We start from the raw sequence: 20,886 nt of genomic DNA on the forward strand, positions 1-20,886 counted from the left end.
CTTCGGCAGCAGCGGCGGCTTGCGGTGACGCTTTCATGTTCCCAACGTCTGGTTGCAGACTTCGCCGGAACTTAACCGGCGAACAGCGCTTCGCGAAGATATACCTTCATCGCAGGAAGGCAGCTATCCGCCGGTTCAGCTCGGAGGCGGCGGCTGGATCGGTTGCACTGGCAACCTGGTGGCCGGAATCCGACATCACCTCCACCAATTCGCAATCGGCGATGTGCCGCGCCGCCCAGCGGCCGGCTTCCGTCGGATTGTAGAGATCCAGCGGCGGGATCGCGATCAGCGTCCGCGCCCAGATCGATCGCAGCGCGGCGATGGTATCTCCCCGAAAGCCCGGCGTATCGCCGACATCATGGCCGTCATACGCGAACGACTGATAGATCCAATCAAGCGGATCGAACCCCTGCTCCAGCCAAAGCCGCGTACGATCCGACAACCAGCGCCTGATCTCATCAGGACCGCTGAACTGCCTGTCAATATGCTGCGGCGTCCGCGCGCCGAGAAGCTGCATGACCGCGCTCCAGCTTTCCCAGCGGTTCGGAAGCTGGTCCGGACATATATCCGGATCCGCCGCATGGCTTTGCAGGGCAAGCCGCGCGGCATGGTTGACGGCGCCCGACCAGGCGGTCGTCTTCGCCATCGGCGTCATGGCCACGACCTGCCGCACAATATCGGGATAGGAAACCGCCCATTGCAGCGCCTGCATCCCGCCCATCGAGGCGCCGATCACGAGATCGACGGTTTCGATGCCGAGATGCTGCATCAGCAGCTTCTGGCTGTTCACCATGTCGCGGATGGTGAAGCGGGGGAAGTTCAGGCGCGGCTGCCTGCGCGACAGTGACGGTGAGCTGCTCAGGCCGTTGCCGATTGCATCGATCGCGAAGATCCTGGCCCGGCCGGGATCGAGCGCCCGGCCCTCCCCGATCAGGAAATCAAGCCGGTGGTGGCTGCTTCCGATGGCGCAGAGGGCGACGATGACCGGAAGCGAACGATCATCGATGTCGCCATGGACGGCATAGGACAGCTCGAAGTCCTCGATCGCTTCACCGCTCTCCAGCACGAGACGAGGCAGGTTCAGCCGGCCGTGCGGCGCATCGATCCAGCCGGGCTGCACGGGAGGGCGCATCTATGCCGGCACCTTCACGCCCTTATAGAGGATCTTCACCGAACGTTCGTGCTGCTTGCGATGAAACTCGACCGCCACAGGATCCATGTCGCGGCTTGGAATCGGTTCGTGCTCGAAAGTCCGGTAAGTATCGACGCCACGCACCAGCGAGGCACTGTCTTCCCCTTCAACCTGGCGCACCGATGTTGGCATGTAGCGGATCGCAAAGCCGATGCGGCGACGCTTCGACGGATTGGGCGCCGAGCCGTGGATCAGGCGCACATGGTGCAACGACATTTCGCCCGGCTCGAGTTCGAGCATGACCGCCATTTTCGGATCGACCTCTACCGCAACCTCCTGTCCGCGCGTGAGCATGTTGTTCTTGGAGAACGTATCGCGATGCGGGATCTGATCCTGCAGATGCGTGCCGGGCACGACTTCCAGGGCGCCGTTCGCCTTGTTGCTCTCCGACAGCGCAACCCATGCGGTGACGACATCCGGGCTCGACAGGCCCCAATAGGTGGAGTCCTGGTGCCATGACACGAATGACGGGTCCTCCGCTTCCTTGATGAAGAAACTGCTCGCCCAACACAGGATATTCTCGCCGTAGAGATCCTCGATCGCATCGACGATCCGCTCTTCGCGGATCAAGTCGCTCAGCCAGGTGAACAATAGATGGCTCCGTCCGCGCAGCGACCCGCTGAGCGGACCGCCGATGGTTCGCTCGAACGCCTCAAGCTTCGCGCGGATCGAAGCCGCTTGCTCGGTCGATATCGCGCGGATGGGAGCGACATATCCATCTTTCCAAAAGCCTTCGATTTGCGCAGGCGACAACACCTTCGGCATTTCCTTCTCCCCTTGTTCTTCCCTACCCTCTTATGATGTACATTGCATTCAATGTACATTGATGGCAGGATATCGCGTCAAGTTCGGACCGGTCAACCCTCCAGCATGACGGTCCGGCCGGACCGATCCAATGAGGCCGCGCGAAGAAAGCGGCCCGCGCAAGCTAGGGAGAGTTGGAATGTCATTGAGCCATACCGTCCGGCGGGTGTTTTTCGCGGCCGTCGCTGTGCTTGCCGCAACCAGCACGGCCTCGGCGCAGAAGAAATACGACGTCGGCGCCACCGATACCGAGATCAAGATTGGCAACATCATGCCCTATAGCGGGCCGCTGTCCGCCTATGGCGTCATCGGCGAGACCGAAGCGGCCTACTTCAGGATGATCAACGAACAGGGCGGCATCAACGGCCGCAAGATCAACTTCATCTCATATGACGACGCCTACTCACCGCCGAAGACGGTCGAGCAGGCCCGCAAGCTGGTCGAAAGCGATGAAGTGCTCCTGATCTTCCATGCATTGGGAACGCCGACCAACAGCGCCATCCACAAATACATGAACACGAAAAAAGTGCCGCATCTCTTCGTCTCCAGCGGCGCCACCAAGTGGAACGACCCGAAGCACTTCCCCTGGACCACGGGCTGGCAGCCGAACTACCAGAGCGAAGCCCGCAGCTTCGCGAAATACGTACTGAACGAGAAGCCCGACGCCAGGATCGGCGTATTCTTCCAGAATGACGATTCCGGCGTCGACTTCATGAAAGGCTTCAGGGACGGGCTGGGCGACAAGGCTCGCTCGATGATCGTCGCCGAGGAGAGCTATGAGACCTCGGAGCCGACGATCGACTCGCACATCGTGAAGATGAAGTCAGCCAATGTCGACGTCATCGTCAACTTCGCGACTCCCAAGTTTGCCGCGCAAGCCATCAAGAAGATCGCGGAAATCGGCTGGAAGCCCATGCACGTCATGACCAGCGTCTCGATTTCGGTCGCGAGCGTGATGAAACCGGCCGGCCTGGAGAACGGCCATGGCATCGTGTCAGCCACCTATCTGAAGGATGCGACGGACCCCCAGTGGAAGGACGATCCCGGCATCCGCCGTTTCGACGAGTTTCTGACGAAGTATTACCCGAGGGGAAATCGGGCCGACGTGCTGGTGCTGACGGGATATTCAGCCGCCCAATCGCTGGTCCATGTCCTGAAAGCCTGCGGCGACAACCTGACGCGCGAGAACGTCATGAAGCAGGCCGCTTCGCTGAAGGACGTCGAGCTTGACGGGCTGCTGCCGGGCATCAAGATGAACACGAGCGCCAACGATTTCGGCCCGATCCAGGACCTGCAGCTCATTCGCTTCAAGGGCGAAAGCTGGGAGCGGTTCGGCGACGTCATATCCGGACGCCGCTCCGCGAGCGAGACGAACTAGTCTAGCGCTCGGGCGCCCCCTCTCCCTGTAAGAACGGAGAGAGGGAGGAAGAAACCCGGGCTCGCTTCGCGTGCGGCGACAGAAATCGCCGCACGCCACCCGCGCAAATGAACCTCAGGAAAGATGATGGACTTCCTGCAGGCCGTAAACCGGCGTCGCAAGTCCCTCCTTTCGGGCCTTTAGCTGCAACGAAAGATACTGCGAGTAGTGGCGCGACTGGTGCAGATTGCCGCCGTGGAACCACAGACCTTCCTGTTGCGTCGGTTTCCACATGTTGCGCTGTTCGCCTTCCCACGGACCAGGGTCCTTGGTCGTGTTGGAGCCAAGTCCCCAGCATTTGCCGACCTTGTCGGCCACGTCCTTGGAGATCAGGTCCGCAGCCCAACCATTCATCGAGCCGTAGCCGGTGGCGTAAACGATCAGATCCGCATCCAGCTCGCGGCCATCATCCAACAGGATGGAATGCTCCTTGAGCTCGCGAACGTTCACGCCGCTCACCAGCTTGATCCTTCCATCGGCAACGAGATCGCAGGCTCCAACATCTATGTAATATCCCGAGCCGCGGCGCAGATATTTCATGAACAGGCCGGACTCGTCGTCGCCGAAATCCAGCATGAAACCTGCCTTTTCCAAGCGCTTGTAGAACGCTGCATCCTTCTTGCGAATGGCGTTGTAAATCGGGATCTGGAATTCGTGCATGATGCGATAGGGGAGCGAGGCGAAAATCAGATCCGCCTTGCGGGTCGTCATGCCTGAGGCGACGGCACGCTCGGAATAGAGATCGCCAAGGCCGATTTCCATCAGCGAGTCCGATTTCACGATGTGGGTCGACGAGCGCTGCAACATCGTGACATCGGCCCCGGCTTCCCAGAGCGCCGCGCAGATATCGTGCGCGGAGTTGTTGGATCCGACGACAACCACCTTCTTTCCCTTGTAGGCGTCCGGTCCCGGATGTTGCGACGAATGCTGCTGCTCGCCCTTGAAAACATCCTGCCCCCTGAACTTCGGGATGTTTGCCTTGCCCGACATCCCGGTCGCCAGCACGAGCTGTTTCGGTTTCAGCACGATCTCCTCCCCGCCACGCTCGACGACGACCGTCCACTCCTTTGCCTTCTCGTCGTACTTGGCGGATTTGCACGTCGTGGAACTCCAGTAGTTCAGCTCCATGACCTTCGTGTACATTTCCAGCCAATCGCCGATCTTGTCCTTGGGCGCGAACACCGGCCAGTTCTCCGGGAACGGGATGTAGGGCAAGTGGTCGTACCAGACCGGATCGTGCAGGCAGAGCGACTTGTAGCGCTTGCGCCAGCTATCGCCCGGCCGCTCGTTCTTCTCGACGATAATGGTCGGCACGCCGAGCTGCCGCAATCGTGCGCCAAGGGCGATGCCGCCCTGACCGCCGCCGACGATAACGACGTAGGGTTGCGTCTTGACGCCGAGCTCGGCGATCTCCTGTTCGCGCTTTTCCTTCCAGGTCTTGCGAGCAGGATCGCTGCCGTGCTCGGCCCCCATGGGCCGCATCGACCCTTTCGGCTCCTCGTGGCCTTTCAGCTCCGTCATGGTTGTGAGCAGCGTCCATATCAGCCCGTTCTTCAGCCGGATATGGCCGTAGCCGCGCGCCACTTCGGTTTCGAACTCAAACCAGCCGTCCGCGACGCCGTCGACTTCGCTCGCGGGATTGCTTGCGTCCTGACGAAAATGGCGGGGTTTGATGCCGGCGAGCTGCGCCGTCAACATCTCGCGAACCTGGCCCTGACCTTCCATGGTGCGCAGGTTCCAGGTGAAGGCCACGAGATCGCGCCAGTAGCAATCGGCCTGAAACAGATTCACCGCAACATCGATCTCGCCGCCGGCGAGCGCGTCCTCCAGCTTACCGAGGGCAGCCTCCACCTTGGTGTGAGGGCTATTGTCCAGCATAGTCGTCTCCTCTCTCTTGTATTTTGGTAACATCAGTCAACGCGGGCGCTCGCTATGCATGGCGAGCGCCCGCGCCTTTCGCAGAAGCTATTTCGTCAGATCGATCAGGATTTTCAGATGCTGACCGGCGGGATCGAGCAGCACGTCGAAGCCTCCTCCGACCGCCTGATCCAGCGTGATCTTCTTGGTCACCACCTTCTTTGCCGGCAGCAGACCGGTGCTAATCAGCCTGATGACACGCGGCCAGTAATGCGTGGGATAGGCCCACGATCCCCGTATATCGATGTCCTTGAACGTGACCTGGAACCAGTCGAGCGGATTTTCGTGGGGATGAAGACCGGTCTGCACCACCACCCCCTGCTTCCGCACCGCGTCCGTGCAGGCCTTGAGAGCCTGCTCGTTACCGACGCATTCGATCGCGACGTCGCAGCCGACATTCCCTTCGCTCAGCGAGCGGACCACATCGCCGGGATTGTCGCGCTTCGGATTGATGGTGACGACGTCAGGCAAGATGGACTTGGCGAATTTCAATCGCGCGTCGTTGATGTCTGAAACGAAAAGCTGAGCAGCACCCGCCGCCCGCGCAGCCAGCAGCGTCAGGATCCCGATTGGACCTGCGCCGGTGACCAGCACGCTGTTGCCTGCCGTCACGCCACCGCGGTCGCAGGCGTAGACGGCCACCGCTGTCGGCTCGACAAGCGCGGCTTCCTCATCAGTCATCTCGTCTGGAATCTTCTCAACATTGTATTCGTTGAGCAGGGCATATTCCGCCATTCCGCCAGACACCCAGCTCAACCCCGCCAATGCAAGTTGCGGGCTGAGATGGAAGAGACCGCGGTCGGCGAAATAATCGCCGGCGCGTGGCATGATCAACGGCTGAACCGATACGCGGTCGCCCGGCTTCACCGATGTAACCCCCTTCCCGACCGCTTCAACCACGCCGCCGAATTCGTGACCGAGAACCTGCGGCCCGCTGACACCTGTAAACGGATGCGGTTCGACGGGGATGAAGATCGGCCCGTAGGCATACTCGTGCAGGTCGGTGCCGCAGATGCCGACGAAGCGGTTCCGGATCAGGACCTGACCCGCGGCTGGCGTTTCCGCCGGTATTGGAATCGTATCGAGACGCAGATCTTTGGCTGCATGAAATCGCAAGGCTTTCATTCTTTCCTCCTGTAACTATTTGCGTTTGTGGTTTGCTGCATTCGGCTTCAATGCCTGGTCCGGCTCATGCCGGGCTGGAGGTCATGGAAGGAAATTTGCCTGGACCGGCTATGATCGCGAGTTGCCCGGTTCGGCTTCTCTCTCATCCTCACGGGACATCATCCCATGAGCCTGGTGTCCTCTGTCCCTTCCAGAGATAGGGCTCGGCCAGCCCGTAACCGAACAGCATCGGAACTATGAAGGACCAGTGCGTGCCCATGTAGCCGTAGGTGAAGGCTTCGCTGATGTTGCCGAAAACCGGCCCGATCAGGTCGAACAAGAGTTTCGTCACCAGATAGGCGAGCAATAGGCAAAAGCTGGACGCCGCCAATCCACCCCACGGCATGGGAATCTGGGAGAACGGCCAGTTGTGAATGGGGATCAAAACGCCATAGGTAACCGAACAGGCGACCATGAACCACAACAGCCAGTATTGATCGTCGGTGAAGTATCCGATGGACCAGAAATTCCCGACGCCGGGCTTGGCGGAATCCCACAGCCCCAAATAGCGGCTGGCCCATAGGCAGAGCAGCACGGTCAGGAAGAGGATCGCCATCTGCGTAAACCCGCGACCCGGTTGTTTCATACCCCGCGTCCAGTATGCGAGCAGCCCCGTAGCGGCCCCCATCTGCACGAAGGGAAACCACCAGGCCGGTATCCAGCGCACCACCGAACTCGTAACGAGATAGGTGCAGAAGCCGATCAGAACCAGCAGAATGAAAAACTGCCGGTACGGCGGCATACCCGCCACGATCCAGTTCTCACCCGTGAATGAAAAGAACGCCAGAAAGAAGAAGATGCATCCGACGATCGGAAATATCCAATCGGCGCCAAGCCCGCTCCAGTAGATCGACTTTGCCGATAGCCAGCCCAACATCCACGAAGCTGCAACGATGACAAATCCGCGCGCGAGATTGTTCTTGATCCGATCAAACGGCCAGCCGCAACATACGATTGACAGCAGGGCCCACCACAGACTGAGCAATTGCCAGGTGACGTTATCCAGCCAGAACATCTGGCTGATCTGATCGCTGCTCCATGGTCCGATCGGCATCGCCTTCACGATCAGATTGACGATGAAACACGAAAGTATCGTGAGCCCGTAGACCAACGCCAATCCCTTGATCGACGAATTAAGTCGTAATGGCGCAACCTCGATCGCATACTGCATGTTTGTTTCCCCTCCTGGAGCCTTTCCGGCGCTGATGGAATCAAGCCGGGGTTCTGGTTTGTTTTGATGCGGTTTCTTCGCGCGAACCGCTTTTCACGTCGCTCAAAAACGCAATAGAGCGTGATGATTTTTCTTCGCGACCTCAGATAAGAACCATGCCTCCGTCGACGACGAGACTCTGGCCGGTCATGTAGTCGGATGCGGATGACGCCAGGAACCGCGAAACACCGCAGAGATCGTCCGCCGCGGATGGACGCCCGAGCAGAATCCCGGCAGAGAACGTCTCGAAGGCTTCGTTGTCGCGCGAGGTCAAACCCTCGTCCTTGAAGCCCTTGTCGATGAGCTTCCACATGTCCGTCGCCACGACACCCGGACAGATGGCATTGACGTTGATCTTCTGCGCTCCGAAAGCGCGGGCCGCCGCCTGCGTCAACGCCACGACGCCGAACTTGCTGGCCGAATAATGAGCGAGCGGTTCATAACCCTGCTTGCCCGCGATAGAGGCGGTGTTGATGATCTTGCCTCCGTGGCCCTGCGCGATCATCTGCTTGATCGCCTCCTGCATGCAGATGAGAACACCGAGACCGTTGGTATCCATAACCCTGCGCCAATCCTGCTCGGTGATGGACAGGAACGGCTTCGTCTGCGCTATGCCCGCATTGTTGAAGATCACATCCAGCTTGCGGTGCGCCTTCACCGTCGCGGCGATCATGGCCTTGACGCTGTCGCGGCTGGTGACATCGACGCGGACGGCAATCGCCTTGCCGCCTGCGGCGCGAATTCCTTCCGCGACTGTCGAAGCATTGCCTTCGTCAATGTCCGCGATCGTCAGGAGCGCCCCATCCGCCGCAAGACCGCGTGCGATGGCTTCGCCGATGCCGCGGCCGGATCCGGTCACGACAATCGCGCACCCCTCGAGATCGAATGGCATGAAAATCCTCCCATTTGCTGTTGCACTCTTACGAATGCTTGCAAATGAAAGGAGCAATCGCCGTGCCAACGGCAAAACCCGAAGAAATCCTTCGTTTTCTGGAGCGTTTTCGAGCGAAGTGGACACCGGTTCGCGTGAAGAAAACGCGTCAAAACAAGAATCTAGAGCTTCGGTTCTGATTCAATCAGAACCGAAAATGCTCTAGCGAAACAGCGGCCGCTACTGTTGCACGGACTGCAACAGACGCCACACCTGTTGCAGTCGCACCGCGACAGCGTCAGGTACGTTGGCTCAAACCGTATCGCTTGATTTGACGATGAACGGTGGACCGGTCGACACCCAGCCTGCGCGCGGCTTCCGAAATATTTCCGCCGCAGGCCGCAAGCATCGTTTCCAGCATCGTCTTCTGCGAATGCGGCTCTTTCGCCTTTGCGACGCCGGTCGTTCTTAGCAAAGCATCCGGAAGATCGTGAGGTTCGATGACGCCGTTCTGACAGAGCGCCGCGGCGACCGAGATGACATTGTCCAGTTCACGGATGTTGCCAGGCCAGGCGTATGTCTCAAGCACATCGAGCGCTGCCGGGGACACCACCAGCGAATCTTCCTTCGCCCGATGCCTCTCCACGATCTTGCCCAGCAGCCACGCAAAGTCGGATCGCTCCCTGAGCGGCGGCAAGAACAGCGTTGCGGCGTTCAGCCGGTAAAACAAGTCCTCACGAAAGGACCCTTCCCTCACGAGCGTTTCGATCATGCGGTGGGAGGCGGAGATCACGCGAACATCGACCGGCTTCGGACGGGTCGCACCGATCGGCATCAGCTCCTTCTCGGCGAGCACACGCAACAACCGGCTCTGCAGCGGTAGCGGCATGTCACCGATCTCGTCGAGGAACAACGTGCCGCCGTCAGCCTCTTCAATCAGACCCTTGCGGCCCTTGGCATTGGCCCCGGTGAAAGCCCCCGGAACATGGCCGAACAGTTCGCCTTCGATCAACTGCTCGGGAATCGCCGCACAATTGACGGCGACAAACCTGCCCTTGACGGCGCTGCTGTCATGGATCGCACGGGCGAGATATTCCTTGCCCGTCCCCGTTTCGCCCTGAATGAGGATCGACAACGGCTTTGCGGCAAGTTTTGCAGCCTTGACCTGAAGTGTCGCGATTTGCGGATCGCCTCGGCCGAGATCGCGCAACGAGGCGGGAATCTCGTGCCTGATGCTTGCGGGGGCGCGCACGGCGATGTTCGGTTCGATCGCATGGGCAAACAGCGCGTTGCCGTCGCGGGCAAAGACGAGGCGATCCTGCGTGCGGCGTTGTCGTGTCAGATTCGGCAAGTCGTTGATATCAATTTCAAAGAAGCGCGAAAGGGGCTGCCCGATCAGATCGTCGGGCTGGCGCCAGTCGCGGCTCACGGAACGTGCCAATATCTTGGCGCCACCATTGGTCATCCCGATGATGCGTCCAGATCCGTCGATGGAAATGGCCGCCTCCGGATCGACGTCCAGAAATTCCGGCGATCGGGCGAAGCGCAGCACCCACTCCCGGCTTGCCAGCGCCATCAAGTTGGCCAGTTCGATACGCCGCACGGTCGCCGTGACCAGGTGCAAAGCGAGATTCTGGCTCGCCTTCTTGATGGGAGAACTCAGGAGCGAAATGTCCAGCACCGCCGCGAGCGCACCGCGAACATCGTAGATCGGCGCAGCAGTGCAGGACAGCGGCGTGTGCGTATTGTCGAAATGATCGGTCTGATGAATGCTTAGCGCATCCCCGCTTTCGATGCAGGCGCCTACGGCGCAGGTACCCGCCCGGGATTCCGACCACTCTGAGCCAAGATAGAGCCCCGCCTTGCGCAGATTATTGTCGAACAGCGGATCTCCAAGAAATTCGACCGTCACGCCCTGGCGGTCCGAGAGCAGCAACACATAGTTCTGTCCGGCGACCTGCCGAAACAGGTTCTCAAGTCCAGACCGCGCGATCGATATCAGTACTTCCGACTGCTGACGGTGCTCACGCAATTCGGTATCGGGGACGATATAGGCTTCGCAAGCCTGTGCTGGATCGAGCCGGTGTTGGTTGATGCAGCGCAGCCAGCTCTGCACGACAATATCATCACGGTTGGTTGCCGCGCCGAGACTGACGCTTTCGATTTCGCGGATATGGTCAGAATGCGAAAACATGCGACAATCCGCGCTGCCTCCCAACGGCCACGGCCATATTTTCTCTTTTTTCCCAGGCCGCGCAAGTCTGCACGAGTTTTGTCGAATGTAAACACGCTTCTTCCAGCGGATCAGTTCGCATCAAGCGCCTGTGTCCGCCGCATCGCACAGCAGCATCTCAAATAGACCGGACCGTGCCGGAAGGCCCAAGAGTGAAGCGCCCATCCTTCCCATGAGGAACAGGCCGAAAGTCGGTGGACTAGTCAAAAAAACAACACGCGCTAGAACGGCGTTCCCATCAACTTCGACAATCTTTCGATGCTGAGATAGCCGGCGTTGTAGGCCCACATCGCAACAGCAAAAATGGCCGCCGAGATCAGCGTGGTCCAAAGCAGCTTGCGGCCCATCCGCGCCATGATCGGCGCGCCGGGATCGGTGCCTTCGACGCCCCCGCCCTCCTCGTGCTGGCTGCGCACGCCGAACGGCAACGTCAGGAACAGCACGACCCACCATAAGACGAAGTAGATCGCGAACGCGGTTGAGATGCTGTAGGCCATACCGTAGCGTTTTCAAGCGAAGTGGATGCCGGCTCGCGTCAAGAAAACGCGTCAAGACAAAAGCTAGAGCCTGATCGGTTCTGATGCAATCAGAACCGATCAGGCGCTACTCCTGCTCAATCTCGACCAGCGCGCCGGAAAAATCCTTCGGATGGAAGAACAGCACCGGCTTGCCGTGGGCGCCGATCTTGGGCTGGCCGTCGCCGAGCACGCGCGCGCCTTCGGCGATCAGCCGGTCGCGCGCGGCGATGATGTCGGGCACGTCATAGCAGACGTGATGGATGCCGCCGTCGGCATTGCGCTCGACGAATTTTGCGATCGGCGAAGCATCGCCGAGCGGCTCGATGAACTCGATCTTGGTGTTGGGCAAGGTCACGAACACGGTGATGACACCGTGCTCCGGCAACGGCACTGCATCCGAAATCTCGGCGCCGAATGCCGCGCCGTAGATCTTGGCCGCCTTCTTGGCGTCCTTGACCGCTATCGCGACGTGGTTGAGCCGGCCCAGCATGTTGTCTCTCCCTCGCAGATACGCTTGTTCTTGTCGCCGCCGTGCCGAACCGGCGTCAGACCGTCAGCACGTGAACGACGCAAATCGGCTTTTTGCCCCAATGCTCGTTCACGGTCCCGCGCACTGCGCGGCGGACCGACTCCGCGACCGCATCCGGGTCGCGCCGGCGCGCCCGCGGCAGGCCTTCCACGGTCGATACCACCACATCGAACACGATCTCGTCGAGCACCTCGCCTACGCTATTTTTCTCCGGCACGCCGACCAGGTCGACCTCCGGATCTTCGGCCAGTTCCCCCTGCGCCGTCATGACGATCGCAACGAAGGCGCAGCCGGCAAATCCCAGCCGCCGCCGCTCGACCACGGCGCGCGACTTGGCGTCCTCCAGAATGATGCCATCCTTGTAGAGCCGCCCTGAGGGCACCTCGGCGATGATCCCGGGCTCGCCGGGCCCGAGCTTGACCAAGTCGCCATTGCGGCACTCGATCACTTTTGGCACGCCCGCAGCACGCGCGAGCTTGGCGTGCTCGTGCAAATGCAGCGCTTCACCATGTACCGGGATCAGAACCTGCGGCCGCACCCAGGACAGCAGGTCGCGCACCTCGTCGCGGCGCGGATGGCCGGAGACATGGACCAGATGGTCGCGATCGGTGATGACCTCGATACCCTGCTCGACCAGATCGTTGATGATCGAGCCGACCGCCTTCTCATTGCCTGGAATGGTGCGAGAGGAGAAGATCACGCAATCGCCCTTGTTGAGCGTGATCTCAGGATGATCGTCCTTGGCGATCCGCGCCAGCGCCGCGCGCGGCTCGCCCTGGCTGCCGGTGCAGATCGCCAGCACCTTGTCAGCCGGGAAATGGCCGTAGAGATCGGGCCCGCGGAAATTCTGCACGCCGTCGAGGTAGCCGGTCTCGCGCGCAACCTGGACCACGCGGTCCATGGCGCGCCCGACCACCACGACCTCGCGGTCCGCTATCCGCGCCGCATCGGCAACCGCCTTGATGCGTGCGACGTTGGAAGCAAAGGTCGTCACCGCGACCCGGCCCTTCGCGCCCTTGACCAGCTCGGCGATGGTCTTCGACACCTCGGCTTCCGAGGGCGAACGCCCGTCGCGTACCGCGTTGGTGGAATCGCCGACCAGCGCCAGCACGCCGGCGTCGCCAAGCTCGCGCAAGCGTTTCTCATCGGTCGGCGGCCCGACGGTCGGCGTCGGGTCGAGCTTCCAGTCGCCGGTGTGCAGGACGGTGCCGACCTCGGTGTGGATCGCGAGCGCATGCGACTCAGGGATTGAATGCGCGACCGGGATGAATTCGACGTTGAACGGGCCGATATCGACGCGCCCGCCCGAGGGCACCACGGTGATCGGGATTTTCGGCGGGTTGCGCTCGGCGGCGCATTTGGCCTCGAACAGCGCCGCGCTAAACTTCGTCGCGTAGATCTTGCACTGCAGCTTCGGCCAGAGATCGATGATGGCGCCGAAGTGGTCCTCGTGGGCGTGCGTCAGCACCAGGCCCATCAGGTTCTGTCGTTCCTTCTCCAGGAACGAGATGTCGGGCATGATCAGGTCGATGCCGGGCAGATGCTCCTCGTCACCGAAGGAGACGCCGAGATCGACCGCGAGCCAGGACCGCTGCTGGCGGTTGCCGAGCCCATAGATCGACAGGTTCATGCCGATCTCGCCGACGCCGCCGAGCGGCGCAAAGGTCAGTTCATCCGGCCGTGCCATCAGGCAGATCCTACTGAGGCCGCCGTACCGAAATAGACCTCGCCTGCGGTTACGGGGACGTGCTTGCCGTCGGGCAGCCGGATAATCATGCAACCTGTCTCATCGATGGTGTCGAACGTGCCTTCGAGAATAGCGTTCCCCGTCTGGACCGCCACATTCTCCCCCAGCCGGGCCGCACGCGCGAGCCAAAGCCTGCGGATTTCCGCAAAACCGCGGCCGTTGTCCCAGACGCCGCGGAATTCCACCCAGGCCTCCGAAAGCGCGGTAAACAGCTCCTCGGCGCCGACATGGACGCCAAGAGCGGCCAGCGAGGTCGCGGGCGTCGGCGTGCCCTCCGGCGCCCCTACGACATTGGTGCCGATGCCGACCACGACGGCAAGGCGGCCGCCCGCGACGATCTCGGCCTCGAGCAGGATGCCGGCGAGCTTCTTGTTCCCGGCCAGCACGTCGTTCGGCCATTTCAGGGAGAACTTCAGCGCATCCGTCCCGCCCAGACGCAGCGCCGCCTCGACGCTGATCTTTTGCAGCGCAGCCTCCAGCGACAGCCCCGCGGCAAAGCCGAGCGTCGCCGCGACCGCGGGCGCGACGTCCATGACCTCAAGGATGCTGCTGGCGAGATTGCCGCGTGGCGCGATCCAGGTCCGCTGCCGTCGGCCGCGCCCCGCCGTCTGCTCAGTCGTCACGAACCACATCGGTCCGCGCTCGCCTTCACGGGCGCAGACCAGAGCCTCCGCATTCGTCGAGCCGACCTGGTCAAAGGCGGCTAGCCTGTAGCCGGCGGAAGTGGCGCGATGACCAAGTGTAAACGGCATCTAGAAAAGTGACTTCGCCGCGGCGGTCGCAACGCTGACCAGCGGTCCTGGATAAGCGAAGAAGAAGATGTTGAAGAGGCCCGCGACCGCCAGCACCCCGCGCAATTCGATCCGGACCGGATCGAGATTGCCCACCGGCTCGTCGAAATACATCGTCTTGATGATGGCGAGATAGTAGTAGGCGCCCACCACGCTGGTCAGCACGCCGATCACGGCGAGGGTGAACAGGTTGGCCTTGATCGCCGCGACGAAGACGTACCACTTGGCGAAGAAGCCCGCGAGCGGCGGAATGCCGGCGAGCGAGAACAGGAGCATCGCGAAGAAGAAGGCGAGCAGCGGATTGGTGCGCGAGAGGCCTGCGAAATCGCTGATCTGCTCGACATGCTGTCCGTTGCGCTTCATCGCGAGGATGATTGCGAATGAGCCGAGCGTCATCGCGACATAGATCGCGACGTACATCAGCACGCCCTGCGCGCCTTCCACCGTGCCGGCGGCGAGGCCGACCAGCGCAAAGCCCATGTGGCCAATCGAGGAATAGGCCATCAGGCGCTTGATGTTCTTCTGCCCGATCGCAGCGAATGAGCCGAGCGCCATCGAGGCGATGGAGACGAACACCAGGATCTGCTGCCACTGCGGCACGATGCCAGGGAACGCGGTCAGCGTCGCGCGGGTGAACACTGCCATCGCCGCGACCTTCGGAGCGGAAGCGAAGAACGCCGTGACCGGCGTCGGCGCGCCCTCATAGACGTCGGGCGTCCACATGTGGAACGGCACCGCCGAGACCTTGAAGCAGAGGCCGGCGAGCAGGAACACCAGCCCGAACACGATGCCGGGCGTGCCGGTCGTCGCAGCCGCCGCGATGCCAGCGAAATTGACAGTGCCGGTGAAGCCATAGATCAGCGAGGCGCCATAGAGCAGCATGCCCGAGGACAGCGCGCCCAGCACAAAATACTTGAGTCCGGCTTCGGTCGACTTGGCGTTGTCGCGGTGGCTGGCGGCGACGACGTAGAGCGCTAGGCTCATCAGCTCGAGCCCGAGATAGAGCGCAATCAGGTCGCCCGCTGAGATCAGCACCATCATGCCGAGCGTCGAGAGCAGCACCAGGATCGAATATTCGAAGATGCGACGCGACGGGTCGGACAGGAATTCCGTCGACAGGATCAGCGTTGCCGCCGAGCCGATCAGCGCGAGGATCTTCAGGAAGCGGGCAAAGTCGTCGACGATGAAGCTGCCGCCGAAGGTGACGAGCTTACCGGACGGCAGCATCAGTATGAGCACGCCGGTGAGGATGAGCAGCAACGTCGCAAGCGTGGTCACGAGCCGGGTCGTCCCCTGCCCGCGATAGGCCCCGATCATCAACAGCACCATCGAGCCGACCGCGAGCACGAGCTCGGGCAGCACCGGCTGCAACTGATAACCTGCACTCGAGAAGCTCATGGGTTAAGGCCTTACTGGAGCAGCGCGGCTGCCTTCACGGCAGTCACGGCGGTGTTGTAATTATTGACGAGCTGCTGGACCGATGCTTCGGACATGTCGAGCACCGGCTTCGGATAGACGCCGAACAGGATGGTCAGCGCCACCAGCGGGAACAGGATCAGGCATTCGCGCGCCGTCAGATCCTTGATGCTCATCAAGGACGGCTTGACCAGCGCGCCGAACACCACCTTGCGATAGAGCCACAACGCGTAGGCCGCGGACAGGATCACGCCGGTGGTGGCAAGCACCGTGGTCGGCAGCGACACCTTGAACGTGCCGAGCAGCGTCATGAATTCGCCGATGAACCCGCTGGTCCCGGGCAGGCCGACATTGGCCATGGTGAAGACCATGAACACCAGCGCATAGAGCGGCATCCGGTTCACCAGGCCGCCATAGGCGGCGATCTCGCGGGTATGCATGCGATCGTAGACGATGCCGACGCAGAGGAACAGCGCGCCGGAGACGATGCCGTGGGAGATCATCTGGAACACGCCGCCGGCGACACCCTGCATGGTCCCGGCGAAAACGCCCATGGTGACGAAGCCCATATGGGCGACGGACGAATAGGCGATCAGCTTCTTGATGTCCTCCTGCATCAGGGCCACCAGCGAGGTGTAGATGATGGCGATGACGGACAGCGCGAAGACCAGCGGCGCGAAGTCGTGCGACGCCAGCGGGAACATCGGCAGCGAGAAGCGCAGGAAGCCGTAGCCGCCCATCTTCAAGAGGATCGCCGCCAGGATCACCGAGCCCGCGGTCGGCGCTTCGACGTGGGCGTCAGGCAGCCAGGTGTGCACCGGCCACATCGGCATCTTCACCGCGAAGGAGGCAAAGAACGCGAGCCACGCCCACTTCTGCAGGTTGTACGGCACGGCGGTGTGCATCAGGGTCGGAATGTCGGTCGTACCCGCGTTCCAGTACAGCGCCATGATGGCAAGCAGCATCAGCACCGAGCCGAGGAGCGTGTAGAGGAAGAACTTGAAGGAGGCATAGACCCGGCGCGGGCCGCCCCAGACGCCAATGATCAGGAACATCGGGATCAGGCCGCCTTCGAAGAACAGGTAGAACAGCACGAGGTCGAGCGCCGAGAACGTGCCGACCATCAGCGTTTCCAGGATCAGAAACGCCATCATGTATTCGCTCACGCGCTGCGTGACCGATTTCCAGCTCGCTATGATGCAGAACGGCATGACTGCGGTGGTCAGGATGAGCAACGGCAGCGAGATGCCGTCGACGCCCATGTGATAGTTGATGCCGGTGGCGAGCCACGACGCCTTCTCGACGAACTGGAAGTCGGCGTTCGCCGGATCGAACCGCACCACCAGGATCAGCGAAATCAGGAAGGTGATCAGCGTGGTCCAGAACGAAATCCAGCGGGCGTTGCGGTTCGCCGCTTCGTCCCCGCCCCGCGCGAGCAGATAGACCAGAAGCGCGCCGAGCGCCGGCAGGAAGGTAACTACGGAAAGGATGGGCCAGGTCGTCATCACTGGCCTCCCAGGCCGAACATGAACCAGGTGATCAGGCCGGCAGCCCCGATCAGCATGGCGAAGGCGTAGTGGTAGAGATAGCCGGTCTGGATCTTCACAGCATTACGGGCGACATCGAGCACACGCGCCGACACGCCATCCGGCCCGAAGCCGTCGATGATGGCGCCGTCACCCTTCTTCCAGAGCGTGTAACCGATCCACTTGGCGGGCCGCACGAAGATCAGATCGTACAGCTCGTCGAAATACCACTTGTTGAGCAGGAACTGGTAGAGCATCGGCTGCTGCTTGGCGAGCTCAACCGGCAGATAGGGCCGGCTGATGTAGAAGAGATACGCGATCAGGAAGCCCAGCACCATCATGACCGTCGGCAGGAAGGCGATGCTCTCAGGGATGTGGTGCATTTCCTCGATGATATGCGGGTTCATCTTCACGGATTCGCGGAAGAACTCCTCGATGCCGTGACCCGCGAACAATTCCTTGAACGGGAAACCGGCGAGGAAGGAGCCGACCGCGAGCACGCCGATCGGGATCAGCATCCAGATCGGGCTCTCATGTGCGGCCTCGTAGTGCTCCTCGTCGCGCGGCGTGCCGTGGAAGGTCTTGAAGATCAGGCGCCAGGAATAGAACGAGGTCAGGAGGGCGGCGAACACCGTCAGCAGGAAGCCGTAGAACGCGAACGGATTATGCGAGGCATAGGCCGACTCGATGATCGCGTCCTTGGAGAAGTAGCCGGCGGTCAGCGGGAAGCCCGTCAGCGCGAGCGTGCCGACCACCATCACCGCGTAGGTATAGGGGATCTTGCGCCACAGCCCGCCCATGTTGCGGATGTCCTGCTCGTGATGCATCGCGTAGATCACCGAGCCGGAACCCAAGAACAGCAACGCCTTGAAGAAGGCGTGGGTGAACAGATGGAACATGCCGACCGAATAGGCCCCCGCTCCCATCGCCACGAACATGTAGCCGAGCTGGGAACAGGTCGAATAAGCGACGATGCGCTTGATGTCGTTCTGTACCAGGCCGATGGTCGCGGCAAAGAACGCGGTGGTCGCGCCGAAGAACATCACCACGGCCTGCGCGTTCGGCGCCAGCTCAAACAGCGGCGACAGCCGCGCCACCATGAAGACGCCGGCGGTCACCATGGTCGCGGCATGGATCAGCGCCGAGACCGGCGTCGGGCCTTCCATCGCGTCCGGCAACCAGGTGTGGAGCAGGAACTGCGCCGATTTGCCCATTGCACCCATGAACAGCAGGACGCAGGTGAGCGTCAGCGCATCGACATGCCAGCCGAAGAAATTGATGGTCTTGCCGGTCAGGCCCCCGGCGCCGCCGAAGATGGTGTCGAAATCGGTCGAGCCGATCAGCGCGAAGATCGAGAAGATGCCGAGCAAGAAGCCGAAATCGCCGATACGGTTGACGACGAACGCCTTGATCGCGGCGGCATTTGCTGTCGGTTTCTGATACCAGAAGCCAATCAACAGGTAGCTCGCTAGGCCCACGCCTTCCCAGCCGAAGAACATCTGCGCCAGATTGTCCGCGGTCACCAGCATCAGCATCGCGAAGGTGAACAGCGACAAATAGGCGAAGAAGCGCGGCCGGTTCGGGTCCTCGTCCATGTAGCCGATGGAGTAGAGGTGCACGAGCGAGGACACGGTGTTGACGACGACCAGCATCACCGCAGTCAGCGTGTCGATCCGTAGCGCCCAGGAGACCTGCAGGTCGCCGGAAGTGATCCAGGGAAACAGCGGGACGCGGGCGTCGTGGTGCAGGAAGCCGACGTCGACCAGCGCAAACCAGGACAACGCCGCGGAGACGAACAACAGCCCGGTCGTGATCAACTCGGCCGCACGTGAGCCGGCGGCCGGCGGCTCGCTCACGTGGTGGTCGTCGTGGCCATGACCGCCGTGGGCATGTTCATCGTGGGCCGCGGAGGCATGGGCATCGCCATGCGCATCGTCGTGATGTTCGACGGTGTCGCCGCTCGGGTTGCGCGCATGGGCGCCGACGATCGCGATGAGCCCTGCGAGAATGGCGCCCAGCAGCGGCAGGAAGACGATTGCCTGGTACATCGGCGCGTTAGCCCTTCATCAGATTGACGTCTTCAACCGCGATCGAACCGCGGTTGCGGAAATAGACCACCAGGACGGCAAGCCCGATCGCGGCTTCCGCGGCCGCCACCGTGAGCACCAGGAGCGCGAACACCTGGCCGACGATGTCGCCGAGGAAGGTCGAGAACGCCACCAGGTTGATGTTGACCGAAAGCAGGATCAATTCGATCGACATCAGGATGACGATGATGTTCTTGCGGTTGAGGAAGATGCCGAGGATCCCGAGCGTGAACAGGATCGCGCCGACCGAGAGATAGTGTCCGAGCCCGATCGTCATTTCACCCACTCCGCCGCATCGGCTTCCTGCAGCCCCTGCCCCGACGTCACCTTGCGCAGCGCCATCGCCATTTCGGGCGTGCGCGCGTTCTGCACGGTGATGTTCTGCCGCTTGACATTCGCTTTGTGGCGCAGCGTCAGCACGATGGCGCCGATCATCGCGACCAGCAGCACGAGGCCCGCGATCTGGAAGTAGAAGATGTACTTCGTGTAGAGCACGAGCCCGAGCGCCTCGGTATTGGAGACGTTGGTCGGGATCGCCGCGGTGATCGTCTTGGTGACGGCGGGATTGATCACCCAGGCGCCGGCTATCAAGAGAAGCTCGAACATGAAGATGCCGCCGATCACGAGCCCGACCGGCAGGTATTCGAGGAAGCCCTCGCGAAGCTCGGCGAAATCGACGTCGAGCATCATGATCACGAACAGGAACAGCACCGCGACCGCGCCGACATAGACGACGATCAGGATCATCGCCAGGAACTCGGCGCCCATCAGCACGAACAGACCCGAGGCGTTGACGAAGGCCAGGATCAGATACAGCACCGAATGGACGGGGTTGCGCGACACAACCACCATCACCGCCGACGCCACGCAGACCGCGGCAAACAGGTAGAAGAACAGTGCGGGAAGGATCATCGGCGAGCCTCCGCGCCCCGGAATGACGTGGGAATGTTCTGAAGGATCATGCCCTCACCTCAGCGGTATGGCGCGTCGAGCTCGATCGCCTTTGCGATCTCGCGCTCCCAGCGGTCGCCATTGGCGAGCAGCTTGGCCTTGTCATAGTAGAGTTCCTCGCGAGTCTCGGTCGCGAATTCGAAATTCGGTCCTTCGACGATCGCATCGACCGGGCAGGCCTCCTGGCACAGGCCGCAATAGATGCACTTCACCATGTCGATGTCGTAGCGCACGGTGCGGCGGGTACCGTCGTTGCGGCGCGGCCCTGCCTCGATCGTGATCGCCTGGGCCGGGCAGATCGCCTCGCACAGTTTGCAGGCGATGCAGCGCTCCTCGCCGTTCGGGTACCGGCGCAGCGCATGCTCACCGCGGAAGCGTGGCGAGATCGGGTTCTTCTCGAAGGGATAGTTGATGGTCGGCTTCGGCTGGAAGAAATAGCGCATGGCGAGGAAGAACGCCGAGACGAATTCCGAGAGCAGAAGCGAGCGGGCTGTTGCGTTGATATTCATGACG

At 61.5% G+C, this 20,886-nt stretch carries 18 protein-coding genes; 1 reads left to right on the plus strand and 17 read right to left on the minus strand.

Annotated features, from left to right (window positions below; all coding sequences use genetic code 11):
* Window positions 1-106 precede the first annotated feature (106 nt).
* Together AC5ZGW_RS24100 and AC5ZGW_RS24105 are read right to left on the minus strand one after the other, a co-directional pair.
* Window positions 107-1,132, minus strand: coding sequence for an alpha/beta fold hydrolase (locus AC5ZGW_RS24100; protein WP_130226885.1), 1,026 nt, complete (start codon window positions 1,130-1,132; stop codon window positions 107-109).
* On the minus strand, window positions 1,133-1,957 hold the full coding sequence (locus AC5ZGW_RS24105; RefSeq protein ID WP_130226884.1) for a phytanoyl-CoA dioxygenase family protein: 825 nt from the start codon (window positions 1,955-1,957) through the stop codon (window positions 1,133-1,135).
* Between the two features lie 178 nt (window positions 1,958-2,135).
* On the opposite strand from AC5ZGW_RS24105, the gene AC5ZGW_RS24110 reads away from it, so the two are divergent.
* On the plus strand, window positions 2,136-3,374 hold the full coding sequence (locus AC5ZGW_RS24110; protein ID WP_130226883.1) for an ABC transporter substrate-binding protein: 1,239 nt from the start codon (window positions 2,136-2,138) through the stop codon (window positions 3,372-3,374).
* A gap of 114 nt (window positions 3,375-3,488) precedes the next feature.
* Here the strand turns inward: AC5ZGW_RS24110 and AC5ZGW_RS24115 are convergent, their stop codons facing one another.
* The 15 genes from AC5ZGW_RS24115 to nuoI form a co-directional block, all read right to left on the minus strand.
* Window positions 3,489-5,291 (minus strand): NAD(P)/FAD-dependent oxidoreductase, encoded by a 1,803-nt coding sequence (locus tag AC5ZGW_RS24115; RefSeq protein ID WP_130226882.1) that lies wholly within the window; start codon window positions 5,289-5,291, stop codon window positions 3,489-3,491.
* 87 nt (window positions 5,292-5,378) lie between these two features.
* Window positions 5,379-6,455, minus strand: coding sequence for a 2,3-butanediol dehydrogenase (locus tag AC5ZGW_RS24120; protein ID WP_130226881.1), 1,077 nt, complete (start codon window positions 6,453-6,455; stop codon window positions 5,379-5,381).
* Window positions 6,456-6,603: 148 nt separating this feature from the next.
* Window positions 6,604-7,665 (minus strand): hypothetical protein, encoded by a 1,062-nt coding sequence (locus tag AC5ZGW_RS24125; RefSeq protein WP_130226880.1) that lies wholly within the window; start codon window positions 7,663-7,665, stop codon window positions 6,604-6,606.
* Between the two features lie 142 nt (window positions 7,666-7,807).
* On the minus strand, window positions 7,808-8,596 hold the full coding sequence (locus AC5ZGW_RS24130; RefSeq protein WP_130226879.1) for an SDR family NAD(P)-dependent oxidoreductase: 789 nt from the start codon (window positions 8,594-8,596) through the stop codon (window positions 7,808-7,810).
* 277 nt (window positions 8,597-8,873) lie between these two features.
* The gene (locus tag AC5ZGW_RS24135; protein ID WP_130226878.1) at window positions 8,874-10,769 is read right to left on the minus strand and encodes a sigma-54-dependent Fis family transcriptional regulator; all 1,896 of its coding nucleotides are present in this window, start codon (window positions 10,767-10,769) and stop codon (window positions 8,874-8,876) included.
* A gap of 260 nt (window positions 10,770-11,029) precedes the next feature.
* Window positions 11,030-11,305 carry a DUF1467 family protein gene (locus tag AC5ZGW_RS24140; RefSeq protein ID WP_028162786.1) on the minus strand — a complete coding sequence of 92 codons (276 nt, stop codon included), beginning with the start codon at window positions 11,303-11,305 and terminating at the stop codon, window positions 11,030-11,032.
* 106 nt (window positions 11,306-11,411) lie between these two features.
* Window positions 11,412-11,816 (minus strand): methylmalonyl-CoA epimerase, encoded by a 405-nt coding sequence (gene mce, locus AC5ZGW_RS24145; protein ID WP_028162787.1) that lies wholly within the window; start codon window positions 11,814-11,816, stop codon window positions 11,412-11,414.
* A 55-nt stretch (window positions 11,817-11,871) separates the two neighbouring features.
* Window positions 11,872-13,542 carry a ribonuclease J gene (locus AC5ZGW_RS24150; protein WP_463328393.1) on the minus strand — a complete coding sequence of 557 codons (1,671 nt, stop codon included), beginning with the start codon at window positions 13,540-13,542 and terminating at the stop codon, window positions 11,872-11,874.
* A complete protein-coding gene (locus AC5ZGW_RS24155; RefSeq protein ID WP_130226877.1) occupies window positions 13,542-14,354 on the minus strand; it encodes a biotin--[acetyl-CoA-carboxylase] ligase in 813 nt (270 codons plus the stop codon). The genes AC5ZGW_RS24150 and AC5ZGW_RS24155 overlap by 1 nt, the downstream gene beginning before the upstream one ends.
* Window positions 14,355-15,791, minus strand: a complete 1,437-nt coding sequence (gene nuoN, locus AC5ZGW_RS24160; RefSeq protein ID WP_130226876.1) for an NADH-quinone oxidoreductase subunit NuoN — start codon at window positions 15,789-15,791, stop codon at window positions 14,355-14,357.
* A gap of 11 nt (window positions 15,792-15,802) precedes the next feature.
* On the minus strand, window positions 15,803-17,314 hold the full coding sequence (locus AC5ZGW_RS24165; RefSeq protein WP_028162791.1) for an NADH-quinone oxidoreductase subunit M: 1,512 nt from the start codon (window positions 17,312-17,314) through the stop codon (window positions 15,803-15,805).
* Window positions 17,314-19,383, minus strand: coding sequence for an NADH-quinone oxidoreductase subunit L (nuoL, locus tag AC5ZGW_RS24170; protein WP_130226875.1), 2,070 nt, complete (start codon window positions 19,381-19,383; stop codon window positions 17,314-17,316). The genes AC5ZGW_RS24165 and nuoL overlap by 1 nt, the downstream gene beginning before the upstream one ends.
* A gap of 7 nt (window positions 19,384-19,390) precedes the next feature.
* A complete protein-coding gene (gene nuoK, locus AC5ZGW_RS24175) occupies window positions 19,391-19,699 on the minus strand; it encodes an NADH-quinone oxidoreductase subunit NuoK (protein ID WP_028162793.1) in 309 nt (102 codons plus the stop codon).
* A complete protein-coding gene (locus AC5ZGW_RS24180; RefSeq protein WP_130226874.1) occupies window positions 19,696-20,334 on the minus strand; it encodes an NADH-quinone oxidoreductase subunit J in 639 nt (212 codons plus the stop codon). The genes nuoK and AC5ZGW_RS24180 overlap by 4 nt, the downstream gene beginning before the upstream one ends.
* Window positions 20,335-20,393: 59 nt before the next feature.
* Complete coding sequence (gene nuoI, locus AC5ZGW_RS24185) at window positions 20,394-20,882, minus strand: NADH-quinone oxidoreductase subunit NuoI (protein ID WP_027575308.1); 489 nt, start codon at window positions 20,880-20,882, stop codon at window positions 20,394-20,396.
* Between the last annotated feature and the right edge of the window lie 4 nt (window positions 20,883-20,886).

The organism is Bradyrhizobium sp. Crot121 (assembly GCF_059512385.1).

Coding starts and splice junctions, on each gene's coding strand:
- AC5ZGW_RS24100 (WP_130226885.1), bottom strand. CDS start 1,132: ATGCGCCCTCCCGTGCAGCCCGGCTGGATCGATGCGCCGCACGGCCGG.
- AC5ZGW_RS24105 (WP_130226884.1), bottom strand. CDS start 1,957: ATGCCGAAGGTGTTGTCGCCTGCGCAAATCGAAGGCTTTTGGAAAGAT.
- AC5ZGW_RS24110 (WP_130226883.1), top strand. CDS start 2,136: ATGTCATTGAGCCATACCGTCCGGCGGGTGTTTTTCGCGGCCGTCGCT.
- AC5ZGW_RS24115 (WP_130226882.1), bottom strand. CDS start 5,291: ATGCTGGACAATAGCCCTCACACCAAGGTGGAGGCTGCCCTCGGTAAG.
- AC5ZGW_RS24120 (WP_130226881.1), bottom strand. CDS start 6,455: ATGAAAGCCTTGCGATTTCATGCAGCCAAAGATCTGCGTCTCGATACG.
- AC5ZGW_RS24125 (WP_130226880.1), bottom strand. CDS start 7,665: ATGCAGTATGCGATCGAGGTTGCGCCATTACGACTTAATTCGTCGATC.
- AC5ZGW_RS24130 (WP_130226879.1), bottom strand. CDS start 8,596: ATGCCATTCGATCTCGAGGGGTGCGCGATTGTCGTGACCGGATCCGGC.
- AC5ZGW_RS24135 (WP_130226878.1), bottom strand. CDS start 10,769: ATGTTTTCGCATTCTGACCATATCCGCGAAATCGAAAGCGTCAGTCTC.
- AC5ZGW_RS24140 (WP_028162786.1), bottom strand. CDS start 11,305: ATGGCCTACAGCATCTCAACCGCGTTCGCGATCTACTTCGTCTTATGG.
- mce (WP_028162787.1), bottom strand. CDS start 11,816: ATGCTGGGCCGGCTCAACCACGTCGCGATAGCGGTCAAGGACGCCAAG.
- AC5ZGW_RS24150 (WP_463328393.1), bottom strand. CDS start 13,542: ATGGCACGGCCGGATGAACTGACCTTTGCGCCGCTCGGCGGCGTCGGC.
- AC5ZGW_RS24155 (WP_130226877.1), bottom strand. CDS start 14,354: ATGCCGTTTACACTTGGTCATCGCGCCACTTCCGCCGGCTACAGGCTA.
- nuoN (WP_130226876.1), bottom strand. CDS start 15,791: ATGAGCTTCTCGAGTGCAGGTTATCAGTTGCAGCCGGTGCTGCCCGAG.
- AC5ZGW_RS24165 (WP_028162791.1), bottom strand. CDS start 17,314: ATGACGACCTGGCCCATCCTTTCCGTAGTTACCTTCCTGCCGGCGCTC.
- nuoL (WP_130226875.1), bottom strand. CDS start 19,383: ATGTACCAGGCAATCGTCTTCCTGCCGCTGCTGGGCGCCATTCTCGCA.
- nuoK (WP_028162793.1), bottom strand. CDS start 19,699: ATGACGATCGGGCTCGGACACTATCTCTCGGTCGGCGCGATCCTGTTC.
- AC5ZGW_RS24180 (WP_130226874.1), bottom strand. CDS start 20,334: ATGATCCTTCCCGCACTGTTCTTCTACCTGTTTGCCGCGGTCTGCGTG.
- nuoI (WP_027575308.1), bottom strand. CDS start 20,882: ATGAATATCAACGCAACAGCCCGCTCGCTTCTGCTCTCGGAATTCGTC.